This window comes from Paraclostridium bifermentans (genome assembly GCF_019916025.1).
Lineage (GTDB): Bacteria > Bacillota > Clostridia > Peptostreptococcales > Peptostreptococcaceae > Paraclostridium > Paraclostridium bifermentans.
Genome location: NZ_CP079737.1, coordinates 476564 through 495914, shown reverse-complemented (window position 1 = coordinate 495914; position 19351 = coordinate 476564). Strand labels below are relative to the sequence as shown.

The window sequence follows — 19351 nt, the reverse complement described above, 5'->3', positions numbered from 1 at the left end:
GCTTTCAATTTAACAAACAATAAAAAAAGTCTTAGTATTTTTTAAATAACACTAAGACTTTTTCAATCTATACTATATTTTTATATTAGTGAGTAAATCCGTACACTTTATTTTCTGGTTCTTTACCATGTACTAATACATTTGCATCATTTAAATCTCTTATAGCTGTTTTTAAATCTCTTATAAATAATTCAGCCATATCATGACTTAAGTCTGCTCTACATACTATACGTTGTATTATTGTTTTGTCTAGGTTAATTGGTAATGGATATGCTGGTATTTGCCATCCTTTCATTGCTAATCTATCTGCTAAATCATATAATGTCCACTCTACATTAGCGTTGTCAATTAATCTATAACATACTATTGGTAAATTTTCCCCATTATTATAAATTTTGAATAATCCTGTTTTTTCTATTTCATCAGATAAATACATAGCAACATCTTTTGTACGTTGATGTATTTGTCTATATCCTTCAAATCCAAGTCTTAAGAAGTTGTAATATTGTCCTATTACTTGACTTGCTGATCTTGAGAAGTTTATTGCCATTGTTGGCATTGATCCTCCTAAGTAACTTACTTCAAATATTAATTCTTTTGGTAAGTACTCTTCATCTTTCCATATTACCCATCCTATACCTGGGTATACTAATCCGTATTTATGTCCTGATGTACTTATTGATACTACATTTTTTAATCTAAAATCCCATTCCATATCTGGATCTATAAATGGTGTAAATAATCCACCTGATGCAGCATCAACATGTATTGGTACACTTATTTTTGCTGTTTTATTGTATTCTTCAAGTAATGCATCTAATGCTTTTATATCATCAAATTTTCCTGTATATGTTATACCTTGAAGTGCTACTACCCCTATTGTATATTCATCTACATAATCTAAAACTTTATCTACATTTAAGCTCATATGCTCTTCATCCATTGGTACTAAACGCATCTCTATATCCCAGTATACACAGAATTTTTCCCAACAAACTTGGAATCCTGAAGATACTACTAAGTTTGGTTTTCTTTTTGTTACATCTATTCCTAATTTTTCTGCTCTATTTCTCCATCTGAATTTCATTGCCATACCACCAAGCATACATGCTTCTGATGATCCTACTGTTGATGTACCTATATAATTTAATTCTTTTGGTGCATTCCATAAGTTTGCTATCATATTTACACATCTGTTTTCCATCTCTGTTGTTTGTGGATATTCAGATTTATCTATAGCATTTTTTTCTAATGTCTCTGCCATAAGTTTTGTTGCTTCATCTTCCATATATGTTTGACAGAATGTACATAAGTTAAGTCTTGCATTTCCTTCATTCATTAGCTCATCTTTGATTAATCTATAAGCTACATTTGGAGCAATAGAATCTTTCCCTAAAACATCTTTTGGCACGCTAGAGCCAGATTCTGTTGTCCCAAATATTGGAGTATCATAACTATCTCCTAATTGATCTTTTCTACCATATAACATTTTAAAAGCCTCCTCATATATGAACTATATCATATAAATTTTATGTATTTTTATCAATAAAAAACAAATATAATTAAAATCAACTTATATATAATTATTTTTAAGTATTTATCTTCTAAATACTTTAGTTTACTTTAAATATCTTAGTTTTTTATTATATTTTATATATACCACATTTAAAACTAGCTAAACATTTTTTTTGCAATTTTTCTTGCTATTTTGACGAAGATGTTCCACTTTCTAATATTGATACTATTGAAAATAAAGTAAAACAAATTGCTCCAAGACCAATCATTACACGCGCCGGAATAAAATAAGCTATATTAAATATCTCAGATTCAAATAAAAACGCTCCCATAAATAAACATATAAGCGCTGTGAATACCGGTATTAAAGGTACTCTTTTTGCTAATGGATTTGACTTTCTCCAAACCATTCCTAATAATAATACTTTACTTAAAATACTGTAGCATACGATACCTAATCCAATTAAAACATAACCTGGAGCTATCATAATCGGATCTTTAGATGTAGACAATATTGCAATTCCCCATAATATATCTATAGTTCCAAATACAGCTACAAGTATCGACCATCTATAACGTTCTTTGTCTGTAAATGTGTTTTGTATCTGTCTAACTATACTAATTACTAATAGAATTAAGCTAGCGCAAACAAATCCAATTCCTATCAAAACATGACCCGCTACTAAATAGTCACTTGAAACTGAGTTGAATAATAAATATATTCCTCTAAAAAAGGCAATTGCTGTACATAAAGCTGGTATTCCTATAAGTATTTTTACAGTAGACTCTTTAAATCCTCCTTCTGGTTTTTCTCCTTCTTTTAAATTAGATCCATTTTGTGGAATCATCATAAATTTAGTTGAAGCTGTAGCCACCGTTGAAACACAACAAGTTATTAAACCTAATCCTACAACTACATTTCCAGATACAAAATACGGAGGTATATATATCCCTATTCTCCATAAAATCACACCCATAATAATTGTAACTATACCTGCTAAATAACCTATTGTTGGCAATGACCATTTATAAAATTTATTGTATTTATTTATAATCTGTAATATTATTGTTGCAGCTGTAGTAAATAAAGCTATGCATATAGAAGTTAAGTATATTAAAACATGACCTGCGACTACAAAGTCTGACCCTATCGCTTGACCTAAATCTTTAACATAAATACCATATCCTAAACATATAGCTCCCATTAATAGTGGTATTGCACGAAAAAGGATACTAATATAATAATTCACCTTAATTACCTCCAAACTTATAATTTTAAAATAAAAAGCAACTAGTACAATTAATTTAGCACTAGTTGCTGAATAAAACATTTCAATCTAATTAATGAGTGAACCCATAAACTTTGTTTTCTTCTTTTTTACCATGTACTAATACATTTGCATCATTTAAATCTTTTATAGCTGTTTTTAAATCTCTTATAAATAATTCAGCCATATCATGACTTAAGTCTGCTCTACATACTATACGTTGTATTATTGTTTTGTCTAGGTTAATTGGTAATGGATATGCTGGTATTTGCCATCCTTTCATTGCTAATCTATCTGCTAGATCATATAATGTCCACTCTACATTAGCATTGTCAACTAATCTATAACATACTATCGGTAAATTTTCCCCATCATTGTAAATCTTGAATAATCCTGTATTTTCAATTTCTTTAGATAAATACATAGCCACATCTTTTGTACGTTGATGTATTTGTCTATATCCTTCAAATCCAAGTCTTAAGAAGTTGTAATATTGTCCTATTACTTGACTTGCTGATCTTGAGAAGTTTATTGCCATTGTTGGCATTGATCCTCCTAAGTAACTTACTTCAAATATTAATTCTTTTGGTAAGTACTCTTCATCTTTCCATATTACCCATCCTATACCTGGGTATACTAATCCGTATTTATGTCCTGATGTACTTATTGATACTACATTTTTTAATCTAAAATCCCATTCCATATCTGGATCTATAAATGGTGTAAATAATCCACCTGATGCAGCATCAACATGTATTGGTACACTTATTTTTGCTGTTTTATTGTATTCTTCAAGTAATGCATCTAATGCTTTTATATCATCAAATTTTCCTGTATATGTTATACCTTGAAGTGCTACTACCCCTATTGTATATTCATCTACATAATCTAAAACTTTATCTACATTTAAGCTCATATGCTCTTCATCCATTGGTACTAAACGCATCTCTATATCCCAGTATACACAGAATTTTTCCCAACAAACTTGGAATCCTGAAGATACTACTAAGTTTGGTTTTCTCTTTGTTACATCTATTCCTAATTTTTCTGCTCTATTTCTCCATCTGAATTTCATTGCCATACCACCAAGCATACATGCTTCTGATGATCCTACTGTTGATGTTCCTATATAATTTAACTCTTTTGGTGCATTCCATAAGTTTGCTATCATATTTACACATCTGTTTTCCATCTCTGTTGTTTGTGGGTATTCAGATTTGTCTATAGCATTTTTTTCTAGTGTTTCTGCCATAAGTTGTGTTGCTTCATCTTCCATATATGTTTGACAGAATGTACATAAGTTAAGTCTTGCATTTCCTTCATTCATTAGCTCATCTTTGATTAATCTATAAGCTACATTTGGTGCAATAGAATCTTTCCCTAGAACATCTTTTGGCACGCTAGAGCCAGATTCTGTTGTCCCAAATATTGGAGTATCATAATTATCTCCTAATTGATTTTTTTTACCGTATAACATTTTAAAAACCTCCTTATATGTTTTACCACTTTTATTTATTATTTTGTTGTTTTAACTTCTCTTTTTTTAGATGTAATTGCATATATTACAAATGGTATTAAAACTGTAATTATAAAACTTACTATTAATATAGTTAAATATTCATGAGCACTTTTAGCATTTAATTGATTTGATGGAACAAATGAAATTACTAATGCAAATATTGATGTTACAAATCCACATGCTGCAACTATTAATTTAAATGTTTTACCACCAGGTACATGATAAGAACGTTTTAAATTATCTTTTTTAAGTACTAATGTAAAGTAAGCTATGAAGAATAATAAATATCCCACTAAGTATATAACAACTGTTAATGATATAGCTGTAAGGAAAGATACATTGTTTCCTCCACCACCGAAAGTAAGAACGGCTGCCCATATTGTAACTATTATTCCTTGTACGAAAACTAAGTTTACAGGAACATCATGTTCATTAGTTTTAGTTAGTGATTTTGGTAAAATACCTTTTTGAGCTGCTGCATACATACCTCTTGATGGACCTACAACCCATGCACTAACTTCACCCATTACTCCTAGTGCTAATAATATAGCTATTAATTTTACAAGCCATGTGCTGTGAGGAGCAAAATGTAATATTAAAGCTTTAAATGTTTCAACAACTCCTGCACTTAAACTTAATTGACCTTGTGGAACTACTGCTGCAACTGTTAATCCACCAATTGTGTTAAGTACTATAGCTAATATAACTAATATAATCATAGCTAATGGATAGTTCTTTTTAGCATTATCTAACTCATTTACATGTGATGCTGATGCTTCAACTCCCATATATGCTAATATAAATGATACGAAAATAACTAGTGTATTTACTTTTGAAAAATCTGGTACAAAATATTTAGCTCCTATTTTTACATCTATAGGATTTCCTTGTACTATGTATGCTATTGATAATCCAAATAGGATTACTGCTGGTATTAATATACCAAATATAAATCCAGCTTTTGCTATTTTAGCTGTGTTTTTTGTACCGCCTAATTGTGAAAATGTTAACAACCAGAATATCACTAATACTCCAATAAACTTGATAACCGGAACATTATTTAATGCATTCCAATTGAATATGTATGAAACACAACCTAATATAAAATAAATCATTGTTACAAATCCAACTGTAATTTGGAACCATTGGAAAAATATTGCTGCGAATCCGAACTTTTCACCTAAAGTGTTTCCAACCCAAGCAAATATTCCACCTTCTTGCCACCCTTCAACTGTAGCCATTTCTGCTGCACATAATGCTACAGGTAAGAACCATAATATACCTCCAAGTAATAAGAAGAATACTAAATTGAATCCTGATGTAGCAAATGTAGGATATTCGTAAACTGTCATAACCATTGATGCGGTCATTGCAAAGAATGCGAATAAGCTAAGTGAATTTTTTTTGGCAGCTTGTGCCTCTTTCATCTTAATCATCTCCTGATATTTAATTTTTATAAGTTCACATAACAATACCGGATTACTATCCCTAGAACCTTTGGCATCACTCGTGTTTGTATTAATTAGATACCCGGTATTTCTATACCAAAACATTTTTGGTAAATGTTGTAAAAATCTAAAAATTCATTTTTAACAGACAATAAAGATATTTTAAATTTTATCTACATAAATTAAAAAGAGTAGCAATTTAACTTGCTACTCTAAAATTTCTTTTAACTTCAATGTTTTTAATACATCCCTTCTAAACTTCTCGATGCTTATCCTGTCCATAAAATCTCCTAGTTTTTCTCCCATTTGTCCATACTCGTTATAATATTCAAGTATTGTTTTTACTAAATTATAAGCTTCTTCTTCCGTAAGTCCCTTAGTTATTACATCTGCACTTCTTGGATAAAATCCAGCACTACCACCTGCTGTTACGAAAAACTTTCCATCTATATCTACAAGTACACCTATATCTTTAGAGTACACACTAGTACAAGCATTCCTACAACCTGCAACTCCTATCTTAGTTCTATTTGGAAGTATCATTCCGTGAAAGTTTTTACTTATTTTCATTCCTATTCCTATAGTTGGATATTTTGAACGTTTGCAAAAGTTAGCTGGACATATTTCTACATTTTTAACTGAGTTTTGATTTTTAACTGCTGGCTCCATATCTAAATCTTTCCATATACTTACTAAATCTTCTTGCTTTAAGTTTGTTATTAAAATTCTTTGTCCAGATGTTAGCTTAAGAACACCATTATATTTTTTTGTAACTTCAGCTATTTTTATAAGTGTATCAGGTAAAACAAATCCCCCTGGTATATGTGGAGTTATTGCATAAGTTCTTTTCCCGTCTTTAATTTTTTGTAAGTTTCCGTAATCGCTCATAAATATCTCTCCTTAATATATTAATTTAATTTTTTTCATATATCTATTATAACCACTTATTTAATTTAATTCTGTAACATACGTTATAACTTAATATAAAAAATTAGATAACGTTTGCAATTTTATTTATTAATTTAGTTTTATTTTTAACAATTTTTTCCTTCCCTTATGGTTGTTTTTTTGCTAAAATGTTTTTGAAGAACAAATTAATTTTTTAACAAGCTAGTACATTTATCTCAGTCAAGAATTACATTAAGTTATATCACCCGATAAAAATAATTATAGTTGTATAAAAATCTTCAATGAATTTTATCACTAAACAATAAAAAGTTGCATACATTTTTAAATGTTACAGCTTAATTAAACCAAGGGGGGAACATAAATGAAACAAGAATTGTTAAAAACTAATCAATCAATAGTTGATGGACCAGAATCTTTAGCCATCAAACTAGATCAAATCAAAAAAGCTCAAAAACTATTTTCAACTTATACTCAAGAACAAGTTGATAAAATATTTTTAGCTGCAGCAATGGCTGCTAATCAACAAAGACTTCCTTTAGCAAAGATCGCACATGAAGAAACTAATATGGGTATAATAGAAGACAAAGTTATAAAAAATCATTTTGCTTCAGAATATATATACAATACTTATAAGGATGTAAAAACTTGTGGAGTTATAGAAGAAGATTCAGCTTTTGGTATAACTAAAATTGCTGAACCGATAGGTGTTATCGCTGCAGTAATTCCTACTACAAATCCTACTTCAACTGCAATATTTAAAACTTTAATTGCCCTAAAAACTAGAAATGGTATTATAATATCACCTCACCCTAGAGCAAAAAAATCAACTATTCAAGCTGCAAAAGTAGTTCTTGAAGCTGCTGTAAAAGCAGGTGCTCCTGAAGGAATTATAGGATGGATAGATGAACCATCACTTGAAATGACAACAACTATAATGGAAAGTGCTGATATTATATTAGCAACTGGTGGTCCTGGTATGGTAAAATCTGCATACTCTTCAGGTAAACCAGCAATAGGTGTTGGAGCCGGTAATACTCCTGCAATAATAGACGATAGTGCTGATATAGAAACTGCTGTAAATTCAATACTACTTTCAAAAACATTTGATAATGGTATGATATGTGCTTCTGAACAATCAGTTATTGTCTTAAAAAGTATTTATGAAAATGTAAAATCTGAATTTGTAAAACGTGGTGCTTACCTATTAAATAAATCTGAAATAGAAAAAGTAAAAGGCATTTTATTAAATAAAAACGGAGGTCTAAATGCAGATATAGTTGGTCAACCTGCGTATAAAATAGCTGAACTAGCTGGACTTTCAATACCTAAAGAGTCTAAAATTTTACTTGGTGAAGTTGAATCAGTTGACATATCTGAACCTTTTGCTCACGAAAAATTATCTCCAGTACTTGCAATGTATAAAGCTAAAAACTTTGATGATGCAATATCTAAAGCAGATCAACTTATATACGATGGTGGTTTAGGCCATACATCTTCTATATATTTAAATACAATAACTCAACATGACAAACTTGAAAAATTTAGAAATTCTATGAAAACTTGTAGAGTTTTAGTTAATACTCCTGCTTCTCAAGGTGGTATAGGAGATTTATATAACTTCAAATTAGCTCCATCTTTAACACTTGGATGTGGGTCTTGGGGAGGAAACTCTGTATCTGAAAATGTAGGTGTTAAACATTTAATAAATATAAAAACTGTAGCTGAAAGGAGAGAAAATATGCTTTGGTTTAGAGCCCCAGAAAAAGTTTATTTCAAAAAAGGTTGTTTAGGAGTTGCTCTTCAGGAGCTTAAGCATGTTCTAAAAAAAGAAAGAGCCTTTATAGTTACAGATGGTTTCCTTTATCAAAATGGATATACAAAACCTATAACTAATTTATTGGATGAAATGAATATTAAACACCATACATTCTATGATGTTGCGCCAGACCCAACATTAGAAACTGCTAAAGCTGGTGCTAAAGCTATGGCTGATTTCAAACCAGATGTAATAATTTCCATAGGTGGTGGTAGTGCAATGGATGCAGGTAAAATCATGTGGACAATGTACGAACATCCAGAAATAGACTTTGGCGACTTAGCTATGAGATTTATGGATATAAGAAAAAGAGTTTATGAATTCCCTACAATGGGCGAAAAGGCTTACTTTGTAGCCATACCAACTTCTGCTGGTACTGGTTCTGAGGTTACACCTTTTGCAGTTATAACAGATCAAGATACAGGAATTAAATACCCTTTAGCTGATTATCAATTAATGCCAAATATGGCTATAATTGATTCTGACTTAATGATGAGTATGCCTAAAGGATTAACTGCAGCTTCTGGTATAGATGCTTTAACTCATGCTTTAGAAGCTTATGCATCTATGATGGCAACTGAATATACAAATGGTTTAGCTCTTCAAGCTGTTAAATCTATATTTGAATATCTTCCAAGAGCTTATGAAAACGGAACAACTGATCCTGAAGCTAGAGAAAAAATGGCTAACGCTTCTACAATGGCGGGTATGGCATTTGCTAATGCATTTTTAGGAGTTTGTCACTCTATGGCTCATAAATTAGGTTCATTCCACCATATACCTCATGGTGTTGCTAATGCACTTTTAATAAATGAAGTTTTAAAATTCAATGTATCTTCTGCTCCTATAAAAATGGGTATATTCCCTCAATATAAATATCCTCAATGTTTAGAAAGATATGCTGAAATAGCTTCATTCATAGGTATTAATGGAAATTCAAATGAAGATAAATTTAATAAACTATTAAATAAAATAGATGAATTAAAATCTACTGTTGGAATCCCTAAGACTATAAAAGATTGGGGTGTAGATGAAGGTACATTCTTAGAAAGCTTAGATGAAATGGTTGAGCAAGCATTCGATGATCAATGTACTGGTGCTAACCCTAGATATCCATTAATGAGCGAAATCAAACAAATGTATTTAAATGTTTATTATGGAAATTAATAATTAAATACTAAATAAAAAACTGCAATATAAGCATCTACTCGTTTTATATTGCGTTTTTTATTTTTTGTCACATTATGTATATTCACTTAATATATTAATATTAAGATATTATACTTACTAAAGGAGCTACTTTCATGAATATACAATCGGATCATCTTTCAACATTAGAGTCTCCATATAGATTCGAAAAAAACTTAGGTCAACACTTTGATGACTCTAAGTTTTTTGTAAAATATGGATCTTATATGTTATTTTTTTTAAAAGATAAAATAACAATAGGTATCATAAATCCTTTTTCTGAATATGAACTAAATGATCATATAAGTAATCTTAAAAATCCTAAACACCCATTTTCAGATCCTATTTGCAATCCTGTAATAAACTTTATTAATTTATCATTTATTAATTTTAACTCTAATGTTAAGTTAACTGGTGAAGATATACTACAATCAAAATCTAATTATTTTGGTCACAGTCTACCTAAAGAAGGTATTTCTAGTGTACCTACTTTTTCTAAAATTAAATATACTGAAATTTACAATAATATAGATTTAATATTTTATTTTAATGAAGGCCTATTAGAATATGACTTTATAGTTAAACCTGGTGGGAATCCAAATGATATTAAGTTTAAATTCGAGGGACATGAAAACATTAAGTTAGATGAAAATGGAAACATAGTAATTTCTATTGGCCCATCTAATTTTAAAATTATAAAACCTAGCTCATATCAAATTGTTGATACCTTTAAAAATTCTATTAAGTCTAATTTTATTTTAAATGCTAATGAGGTTCTAATAGATATAGATAACTATGTTGACTCTATAGATTTGATAATTGACCCTATATTTTTCTTTTCAACTTATTTAGGTGGCGATGCTCAAACGTTTGGTAAAGCTATTGCTGTTGATTCTAGTGGAAGTTCTTATGTAACTAGCTACACCGGCTCTAGTAATTTCCCAATAACAAATCCAATAATAGGCTCTCCATATAATGGTACTTGGGCTATTTATGTAACTAAATTTGATTCTACTGGAAATTTAGTATACTCTACCTATATAAATGGCGATGGAGATGATCAGTCTTACGGAATAGCTGTTGACTTATACAATAACGTTTATATCACTGGATTTACTACTTCCCTTGATTTTCCAACAACTTTTAACCAAGGTATAAACCCTGATGGAAATAAGGCTCTATTTGTTACTAAACTTGATTCTACTGGAGGTAATATACTTTATTCTGTATATATACACGGAAATGGTAATGATTGGGGATATGCCATAGCTTTAGATTCAAACGATAATGCTTACATTACAGGTAATACTACTTCCTCTAATTATCCATCAACTTATACCGTTTTAAACGGTAATAAAAATGCAGTATTTATTACTAAGATTGATAGTACAGGAACAAACTTGCCTTACTCTGTATATATTGATGGAAATGGAGATGATTGGGGGCTAGGCATAGATGTTAACGCTCTTTCTGAAGCTTATATAACAGGTTATACTTATTCTTCAGATTTTCCTGTGATCAATAAACTTGGGCCTAATAATCTAAGCAATGCATCTGCTTCAGTATATATAATTAAAGTTAATGATTTAGGAACAGCACTTCCTTATTCAGCTTATATACATGGCAATTCTTTCGATATTAGTTATGATATTGCCCTGGATTCTTCTAGTAACGCTTATATTACCGGCTATACTCAGTCAACAAATTTCCCTGCAAATCAGCTAGGTCCTAATGCTCTTTCTGGATCTCCTAGTGTTTTTGTTACTAAGATTAATTCAAACCTATCTTCACTTTTATATTCATCATATATACATGGTAACGGTAATGAAATCTCTTTCGCAATAGACTTAGATGCTTCTAATAACGCTTATATTACTGGTTATACTTCTTCGTTAAATTTTCCTACAACACTTAATATAGGCCCTAATTCTCCTAATTACGCTTTTGCAGTATTTATAACTGAAATAAGTTCATCTGGCTCATCTATTCCATTTTCAGCTTATATACATGGAAATTTGTTTGAAATAGGATTTGGAATAGCTGTAGATAATTTTAACAATATATATGCAACTGGATATACCGGTTCTTCAAACTTCCCTACGACTAGAGCATATGATTCGACTTTAACTGGGTTTACAGATGCGTTTGTTTTAAAATTCTCAACACAAGATGATTTATTAGAATTAATTTACGATGAACTAACTAACCCAGTTTACGGTTTAGAAGCTATAAATAATAATTTTTCAACTTTAGCAAAATTTGCTTGGGATTTAAAATTTGATAACATGAAGATGCAAGACGAGTTAGATTGTATGAATTGCAAATTAAATTGTATTTTAAAAATATTAAAATGTAATAAATAAAAAAGAACCTCAACTTTAATAAGTTGAGGTTCTTAATCTATATAAAATGAAATTCATGGGATGACTATTTTAAATCATTAGATATTTCAGTAAATATTACTCCAAGAGCATGAGCTCCTGCATCTGGATATCCTAAACTTCTTTCTCCAACAGTTCCTGCTCTACCCATACGAGCTACTATTTCTTTAGTTGCCTCGGCTCCTTCTACAGCTTTTCTTGCTGCTTTTTCAAAAGCTTCTTTAAATGTATCATTTTCTTTTACGCTTAATTCCCATGAGTTTGCACATGGTACTAATGCATCTATTAAAGTCTTATCTCCTACTCCAGCTCCTCTACCAAATGATCTTTCACCTGTAGCTTGTACACCATTAACAGCTGCATCCATCATATTAGCAAAGTTTAAAACAGTAAGTTCATCTTTATCTCCTACATATCTTCCTGCTGCTCTAAAAGCACTTCCCCATATTGGCCCTGATGCTCCTCCACAGTATTCCATTATTACCATAGAACACTCATTTAAGAATTTACCAATAGTTAGGTCTTCTATTGAAAGTATATTTGCCCATTCTCTTTTTAATTGCTTAAATCCTTTTGCAACACTCATTCCAAAATCTCCATCTCCAGCATAAGAATCTAATTCACAGAATGGCACTTCATTTTTTATTATTATTTCACTCATTTTATCAACTACATAGATCATATTTTCTAAAGTGAATCTATAATCTTCTATATTTGAAAAATCTTTATTAGTTTGCACTTCAAAACATATATTTGAATCATCTGTATTATTTTCATCTTCATATATATCTGTATATTCTACTGGTACGAAAGCTCCTGAAACCTTAAATCCAGGTGCTTCACTTACTTGAGATAATAAATGTTTTAGCTCATTATCTAATTTCATTATAGATACAGATGCTCCTGCCATATCTATACTAGTCATATAGTTTCCAACAAAAGCTGTACATATTTTGATATTTCTCTTAGCTAATTCACGTATAACAGAGTTATTAAGTAAATATAGTTCTTGAAGTGGAGTTCCTCCAAAGCCATTAATCATCAATGCAATTTCTTCTTCATTTGAATCTTCTATTTTCATATCTGCTAATATATCATTAACCATTTTTTTAGCCAGCTCATCTGCAGAAGATGTTTTTTCTCTTCTTACACCTGGCTCTCCATGTATTCCAACTCCAAATTCTATCTCATCTTCTTCTAATTGGAATGTAGGCGTTCCTTTTGCTGGTACAGTACATGATGTAAGTGCAAACCCTAAACTTCTAACATTATTAGCAGCTTTTTGTGCAACTTCCTTTACTTCATGTAAACTCATACCAAGTTCAGCTGCAGCTCCAGCTATTTTATGAACTAAAACTGTTCCTGCAACTCCACGTCTACCTACTGTATATAAACTATCTTCAACAGCAATATCGTCATCTACCTTTATATAGTCAACAATCAAACCATCTTCTATAGCAAGATGTGCTGCATTTCTAAAATTCATAATATCTCCACTATAGTTTTTGATTATTAGTAATGTTCCTTTATTACTTGCAGTCTCTTTTATTGCATTATATATTTGTATTTGAGAAGGTGATGCAAACACATCTCCACAAACAGCTGCATCTAACATACCTTTTCCTACAAATCCTGCATGTGCTGGTTCATGACCACTTCCACCACCACTTATTAAACTAACTTTATTTTTATTTATATTTTTTTTCTTAATTACTTTATATTTTTTTAAAAACTCAAGTTCTGGATGCGCCATAGCTATTCCATTACACATTTCCATAACCACAGTTTCTGGTTTATTTATTATTTTTTTCATAATGTCACACCTCTATCTGTTTTTATAGTTTTTCCCTATGCTATCAGCTGTTATTATTGCAGCTGCAACTTCATCAACATTTATAGGGAATGGCATAGAATATATAGATTCTTCTTTAATGCATGCTTTCTCAGCCACTTCTTTTAATTCTTCTTCAGTAATAGTTTCTACCCCTATATCTTCTAGACAAACAGGAAGCCCTACTTGTAAGCAAAATTCTAATACTTCTTCTATTTCTTCTTTAGGTGCATTTTCTAAAACTAATTGTGCTATTGTTCCAAATGCAACTTTTTCACCATGGAAGTATTTATGTGTTCCTTCTAATATAGTAAGTCCATCATGTATAGCATGAGCTGCTGCTAATCCTCCACTTTCAAATCCAAGTCCAGATAAAAGAATATTTGTCTCAATTATGTTTTCTAAAGCTGGAGTAACTAAGTTACAATCTGATGATACTTTTGCTTTAACTCCATCATTTATTAGAGTTTCATAACATAATTTTGCTAAAGCTAATGCTGTATTAGTTCCCTTAGCTTCTCCGCACGACCCTTCTCTGTAACCACAAGGTAATCCTGCATTTACATTTGAATATGAACTAGCTGTTGCTCTTGCTTCAAAGTAAGTTGATAAAGCATCTCCCATTCCTGAAACTAAGAATCTAGTTGGTGCTTTAGCTATAACTGTAGTATCAACTAAAACTACACTTGGGCTTTGCTTGAAATATGCATAATCATCAAATGCTCCATCTGGTGTATATAATACTGCTGAATGACTTGTAGGTGCATCTGTTGCAGCTATAGTTGGAACTATTATTAAGTTATCTCCTTGAGCTACACACTTAGCAGTGTCTATTGCTTTACCTCCACCTAGACCAATTGTACATGCACATTTATTCTTTTTAGCTAACTCTTGTAATCTTTCTACTTCTTCTCTTGAACATTCTCCTTTGAAGTTACTTTCAACAAAAGTTACCCCAAATTTTTTAGCAGTTGAATCTAATTTATCTTTAACACGTTCTATATCATCTTTATGTGCGATTAATAAAGCTGAATCCCCAAATACTTTTATGAAGTACCCTAAATTTAATAACTCATCTTGACCTTGTACATATTTTGTAGGACATATAAATGCTTTTCTCATATTAATCTCTCCTTTGTATTTTGTAGTGATATTATTTTTTAAGTTAACTTAATTATAATACCGTTTTCCCAAAAATACATTGGACATAGATGTTAATAAATTACGATTTAAAACCGTAATTTTTTGAACTAAAATTATATAATTGGAATTTATGTACTTTTCGAAATTTTTTTAACAAATTCAATTTATCTATTACCTAAGATGTTTCTTGTATAAATTTGGGGTTACACCTTCATATTTTTTAAATATCTTTATAAAGTATCCAGACTCGCTAAATCCAAGTTCATCACTGATTTCATTTATTGTCATATCAGTTTCTTCTAAAAGAGCTTTTGCCCATTTAATCTTAAGCTTTGATATATATGTTGAAAAATTTTCACCTATTTCTTTTGAAAATAGTCTGCTAAAATAACTTGAACTAACATGGCATAACTTAGCCATACTTTCCATTGATATATTTTCACTTTTATTGTTATATATATATTGTATTGCTGGCTTTAAAGTTTTACTTACATTAATTTCTTCGCTGTCTTCTTTATGATCATAAGTTATATATCTATTCACAATAGCATTGGAAATTTCTTTTTTAACACTTTCTATATTTTTTATACTATATCCATTAAAAGTCTTGCTATCTATCTCTATTCCATTTTTCATAGTTTTTTCATACATCTCTAAAATCAAATTTTTATTTAATGCCTCTTCTACTATATAATTAGATAGTAAAAATAACATATTAGATGTATCTTCTACTTCTTTATATGATAAAACAGGTAGTTCATTATAATATTGATTAAGTTGATTTGAAATGTCATTTTGTTCTAGTACTTTGTCTGGAACTTTTAATATTTGTTCTAACATATCTGTTGATTCATAATCATCTATTCTCACTTGTCCTGCCATTATTGCACCTATATATTTTTCATCTAATATAATAGGTATAGCAACATCAACTATATTGTAGTGACATAAATATATATATGGTTTATTCATTCGTACAGCTTCTAACCCACCTCTTGAATCACATTTTTCACAGTACTTTGATAATTTAGAATTACCTCTTACTAACTCACAAAATTTGTGGCATCTACTGTGTTTAGTTATCGGATTTCCTTTATAGTCCACTATAACTATTGCCATTTTCGTAACTAGCGAAAGATAATCTTGTAAATTATCCCATTTTTTGAAATCTATTATCTTATTTAGACTTAAATTTTCATTTCTCACTTTTCATACTCCTTTAAAGGCAATTTTATATCATGTACTAATTTTATCATATATGAATAATATATTGTTTATTATGCAGACTATTTAGTGGAGGTGGATTTTATGTTAAATTTAACTGCTAAAGAAAAAATGTTATTAGAAGACGAAAAAAGCCATGAGCAATTATGTGTTCAAAAATATCAAGAATATGCTCAAAAAGCTTCAGACCCACAACTAAAAAGCTTATTTAATGAACTTTCTCAACATGAACAACAACACTTAACTTCAATAAATCAAATTTTAAGTGGTACTGTTCCTAATATTAATCAAGGTCAAGGTCAAAGCCAAGGGAACCAAAACTCAAATATGCAAAGTTCAAATACTATGCCTAACATGAATTTACAATCATCACAAATGAATGCTTATAATGAACAAGATAAAATGTTATGCCAAGACTCACTTAGTACTGAAAAATATGTATCATCTACATATAATACAGCTATTTTTGAGTTTGCAGATAAAAACATACGCCAAGTTTTAAATCATATTCAAAAAGAAGAACAAGAACACGGAGAAAAAATTTACAATTACATGAGTCAACATAATATGTATAACTAGAAAAATAGGATGTGATATCAATTAATGGATCACATCCTTAACTATTTTTATAGTGTTAAATATTTATATATTATCGGTATATCAATGATTTTCTTTACCAATTTAACTTAATTTTTCTCATTTTTATAAATCATCTGAAAATAGTTAACTTTACCAATATAATTTTTTTTATTGACTTATTTCAAATTTGTTTTATAATTGTATACAACAAGTAGATAACTGAGATAGAGGCGCGAAACTTATTAGTAGTATTATGGAGATAAGCTCGATGAAGTAATATGAAAGGAAATTTCGCCGAAGTGAATAGTTAATAGCTTTAATACTATTTACTGGGCTTATATAAAATATATATAAGACTGTCACATTTTGTGGAGTGCTATTTTCAATGAAAGCGTACGGTATCATCATACTTAGTTAGTATGAATTTTTTCGTATAAAGTCATGAGCATAGTCTCATGGCTTTTTTTACGCTTAAGGAATTATAATTATTTAAAATTCGTAGATAACCTATGAAACTTAGTTATATCCATATAATATGTTTTGAGCGTAAAAAAGCTTTTTGAGCAACGGACGAAGTCGTTGGCGACATGAGCGAAGTGAATTTTTTATTTTCATAAAGATTTATTATCTTAGTTACTTACTTATGGATAACTAACTACCATAAGGAGGATAAGTAAAATGAGTAATGAAAATCAAGATTTAAAAAGAGGGTTAAAAGCTAGACATCTTAACATGATTGCTCTAGGAGGATCGATCGGTACAGGTATATTCCTTGCGATGGGTGATACTCTTCACCAAGCAGGTCCTGGTGGTGCATTACTTGCATATGGGTTAATAGGAATAATGGTTTATTTCTTAATAACTAGTTTAGGTGAGATGGCAACATATATGCCTATATCTGGATCTTTTAGCTCTTATGCTACAAAGTTTATTGATCCAGCACTTGGTTTTGCTCTTGGATGGAACTATTGGTATAACTGGGCAATAACTATAGCAGCTGAAATGGTTGCAGGATCATTAATTATGAAATATTGGTTCCCTGATGTACCTGGATTTTATTGGAGTATATTTTTCTTAGCTATAATTGTAGGTTTAAACTTTTTATCAGCAAAAGCATATGGCGAATCTGAGTATTGGTTTGCAGGAATTAAAGTTGTAACTGTAATAATATTTTTAATAATAGGTGTTTTAATGATACTTGGTGTAATGGGTTCTGATGAGATAGGATTTCATAATTACTTTATAGCAGATGGACCATTTCATGGTGGTATAAAATCTGTATTTGCTATATTTTTAGTTGCAGGTTTCTCATTCCAAGGTACAGAACTTATAGGAGTTGCAGCCGGAGAAAGTGAGCAACCTGAAAAAACTATACCAAAAGCTATAAAATCAATTTTTTGGAGAATATTAATATTTTATCTAGGAACTATAATTGTTTTAGGTGCTATTATACCTTTTACTCAGGCTGGTGTTTCTGAAAGTCCATTTACTATGGTTTTTGAAAAAGCAGGAATAGCTGGTGCTGCTTCACTTATGAATGCAGTAATACTTACATCTGTTTTATCTGCAGGTAATTCAGGTATGTATGCATCAACTAGAATGCTTCATTCAATGGCTAAAGAAGGACTTGCACCTAAAGTTTTTGCAAAAACTAATAAAAGAGGTGTTCCTGTAAATGCATTAATATTAACTACATTAGTAGCTTCTGCATGTTTCTTAACTGGTATATTTGCAGAAAGTACAGTTTATGTTTGGTTAGTTGCTGCATCTGGACTTGCTGGATTTATAGCATGGGTTGGTATAGCAGTTTGTCACTATAGATTTAGAAAAGCATATATCCATCAAGGTCATAGTTTAAAAGAATTAAAGTTTAAAGCTAAATGGTATCCATTCGGACCTATATTAGCACTTATAATGTGTTTGATAATAATATTAGGCCAAGGATACTCTTGTATAACTCCAAATGGAGTTGACTGGCATAGTTTAATAGCTTCTTATATAGGTATACCTTTATTCATAGCTTTATATGTTGGATATAAAATTAAACATAAAACTAAAGTTGTATCTTTGGATGAAGTTGATTTAACTTTTGATGAAAATATAAGCAGTAGTTCAATAGATAGTCAAATAAGTGAATTAAATTAAATTAAAAAGGCTGATTTTAAAAATCAGCCTTTTTCTTATATTCTTTCTAATTTATATATAACAGGGTGTAACCCATCATTACAAGAATGTATTGCAACGCCCTCTTGTTTTACATAAGGGCTATTATTCCCTGATGCTAAAAATTCAACTTTACTTTTTAATCCTGTCCATGCCCCTTTGCAAAATCGCTCTGGCATTTCGCAATTTTTTGATATAAATTCATCTCCAACTTCACCCTTAGCGCAAACTAATGGCATATTTTCTTTTGCATATTCTACAAAAATATCATTCACCTTTAATTTTTTTAATATAGTTATTTTAATATCTGAATACTTTTTTGATTCCATTTTATCCCCTCCATAAAGAATTTATGTAATAACTATAT

Annotated in this window: 13 protein-coding genes and 1 riboswitch; of the genes, 4 read left to right on the top strand and 9 right to left on the bottom strand. The window is 30.1% G+C overall.

Going from position 1 to position 19351, the window contains the following annotated elements; genetic code table 11:
- Nucleotides 1-85 precede the first annotated feature (85 nt).
- From KXZ80_RS02475 to KXZ80_RS02455, 5 genes are all read right to left on the bottom strand, one after another.
- Nucleotides 86-1489, bottom strand: coding sequence for a glutamate decarboxylase (locus KXZ80_RS02475; protein ID WP_223132724.1), 1404 nt, complete (start codon nt 1487-1489; stop codon nt 86-88).
- A 214-nt stretch (nt 1490-1703) separates the two neighbouring features.
- Complete coding sequence (locus KXZ80_RS02470; protein WP_021433971.1) at nt 1704-2765, bottom strand: DUF2776 family protein; 1062 nt, start codon at nt 2763-2765, stop codon at nt 1704-1706.
- Between the two features lie 91 nt (nt 2766-2856).
- Entirely contained in the window at nt 2857-4260 is a 1404-nt protein-coding gene (locus KXZ80_RS02465) for a glutamate decarboxylase (protein ID WP_021433972.1), read from the bottom strand.
- Nucleotides 4261-4298: 38 nt separating this feature from the next.
- Nucleotides 4299-5729 (bottom strand): glutamate:gamma-aminobutyrate antiporter, encoded by a 1431-nt coding sequence (gadC, locus tag KXZ80_RS02460; protein WP_021433973.1) that lies wholly within the window; start codon nt 5727-5729, stop codon nt 4299-4301.
- Nucleotides 5730-5957: 228 nt separating this feature from the next.
- Entirely contained in the window at nt 5958-6638 is a 681-nt protein-coding gene (locus KXZ80_RS02455) for a nitrite/sulfite reductase domain-containing protein (RefSeq protein WP_021433974.1), read from the bottom strand.
- A gap of 382 nt (nt 6639-7020) precedes the next feature.
- Between KXZ80_RS02455 and adhE the strand changes: the two genes are divergently transcribed.
- Nucleotides 7021-9642, top strand: coding sequence for a bifunctional acetaldehyde-CoA/alcohol dehydrogenase (adhE, locus tag KXZ80_RS02450; protein ID WP_021433975.1), 2622 nt, complete (start codon nt 7021-7023; stop codon nt 9640-9642).
- Nucleotides 9643-9779: 137 nt separating this feature from the next.
- Nucleotides 9780-12026, top strand: coding sequence for a DUF7948 domain-containing protein (locus KXZ80_RS02445; RefSeq protein ID WP_021433976.1), 2247 nt, complete (start codon nt 9780-9782; stop codon nt 12024-12026).
- A 64-nt stretch (nt 12027-12090) separates the two neighbouring features.
- On the opposite strand, the gene dhaK is transcribed toward KXZ80_RS02445, so the two are convergent.
- From dhaK to KXZ80_RS02430, 3 genes are all read right to left on the bottom strand, one after another.
- Nucleotides 12091-13857, bottom strand: a complete 1767-nt coding sequence (gene dhaK, locus KXZ80_RS02440) for a dihydroxyacetone kinase subunit DhaK (RefSeq protein ID WP_021433977.1) — start codon at nt 13855-13857, stop codon at nt 12091-12093.
- 12 nt (nt 13858-13869) lie between these two features.
- Entirely contained in the window at nt 13870-14997 is a 1128-nt protein-coding gene (locus KXZ80_RS02435) for a glycerol dehydrogenase (protein WP_021433978.1), read from the bottom strand.
- A gap of 192 nt (nt 14998-15189) precedes the next feature.
- Nucleotides 15190-16224, bottom strand: a complete 1035-nt coding sequence (locus KXZ80_RS02430; protein WP_021433979.1) for a PocR ligand-binding domain-containing protein — start codon at nt 16222-16224, stop codon at nt 15190-15192.
- Nucleotides 16225-16326: 102 nt separating this feature from the next.
- Between KXZ80_RS02430 and KXZ80_RS02425 the strand changes: the two genes are divergently transcribed.
- The gene (locus tag KXZ80_RS02425) at nt 16327-16821 is read left to right on the top strand and encodes a spore coat protein (RefSeq protein ID WP_021433980.1); all 495 of its coding nucleotides are present in this window, start codon (nt 16327-16329) and stop codon (nt 16819-16821) included.
- Between the two features lie 217 nt (nt 16822-17038).
- Nucleotides 17039-17208, top strand: a riboswitch (Lysine riboswitch).
- Between the two features lie 291 nt (nt 17209-17499).
- On the top strand, nt 17500-18966 hold the full coding sequence (locus KXZ80_RS02420; RefSeq protein WP_021433981.1) for an amino acid permease: 1467 nt from the start codon (nt 17500-17502) through the stop codon (nt 18964-18966).
- Nucleotides 18967-19001: 35 nt separating this feature from the next.
- Here KXZ80_RS02420 and KXZ80_RS02415 read toward each other — a convergent pair whose 3' ends face one another.
- Nucleotides 19002-19313 carry a TIGR04076 family protein gene (locus tag KXZ80_RS02415; protein ID WP_021433982.1) on the bottom strand — a complete coding sequence of 104 codons (312 nt, stop codon included), beginning with the start codon at nt 19311-19313 and terminating at the stop codon, nt 19002-19004.
- Between the last annotated feature and the right edge of the window lie 38 nt (nt 19314-19351).

Bases quoted from the DNA above. Each gene is read 5' to 3' on its own strand.
- KXZ80_RS02475 (WP_223132724.1), bottom strand. From the start codon at position 1,489: ATGTTATATGGTAGAAAAGATCAATTAGGAGATAGTTATGATACTCCA.
- KXZ80_RS02465 (WP_021433972.1), bottom strand. From the start codon at position 4,260: ATGTTATACGGTAAAAAAAATCAATTAGGAGATAATTATGATACTCCA.
- gadC (WP_021433973.1), bottom strand. From the start codon at position 5,729: ATGAAAGAGGCACAAGCTGCCAAAAAAAATTCACTTAGCTTATTCGCA.
- KXZ80_RS02455 (WP_021433974.1), bottom strand. From the start codon at position 6,638: ATGAGCGATTACGGAAACTTACAAAAAATTAAAGACGGGAAAAGAACT.
- adhE (WP_021433975.1), top strand. From the start codon at position 7,021: ATGAAACAAGAATTGTTAAAAACTAATCAATCAATAGTTGATGGACCA.
- KXZ80_RS02445 (WP_021433976.1), top strand. From the start codon at position 9,780: ATGAATATACAATCGGATCATCTTTCAACATTAGAGTCTCCATATAGA.
- dhaK (WP_021433977.1), bottom strand. From the start codon at position 13,857: ATGAAAAAAATAATAAATAAACCAGAAACTGTGGTTATGGAAATGTGT.
- KXZ80_RS02435 (WP_021433978.1), bottom strand. From the start codon at position 14,997: ATGAGAAAAGCATTTATATGTCCTACAAAATATGTACAAGGTCAAGAT.
- KXZ80_RS02425 (WP_021433980.1), top strand. From the start codon at position 16,327: ATGTTAAATTTAACTGCTAAAGAAAAAATGTTATTAGAAGACGAAAAA.
- KXZ80_RS02420 (WP_021433981.1), top strand. From the start codon at position 17,500: ATGAGTAATGAAAATCAAGATTTAAAAAGAGGGTTAAAAGCTAGACAT.
- KXZ80_RS02415 (WP_021433982.1), bottom strand. From the start codon at position 19,313: ATGGAATCAAAAAAGTATTCAGATATTAAAATAACTATATTAAAAAAA.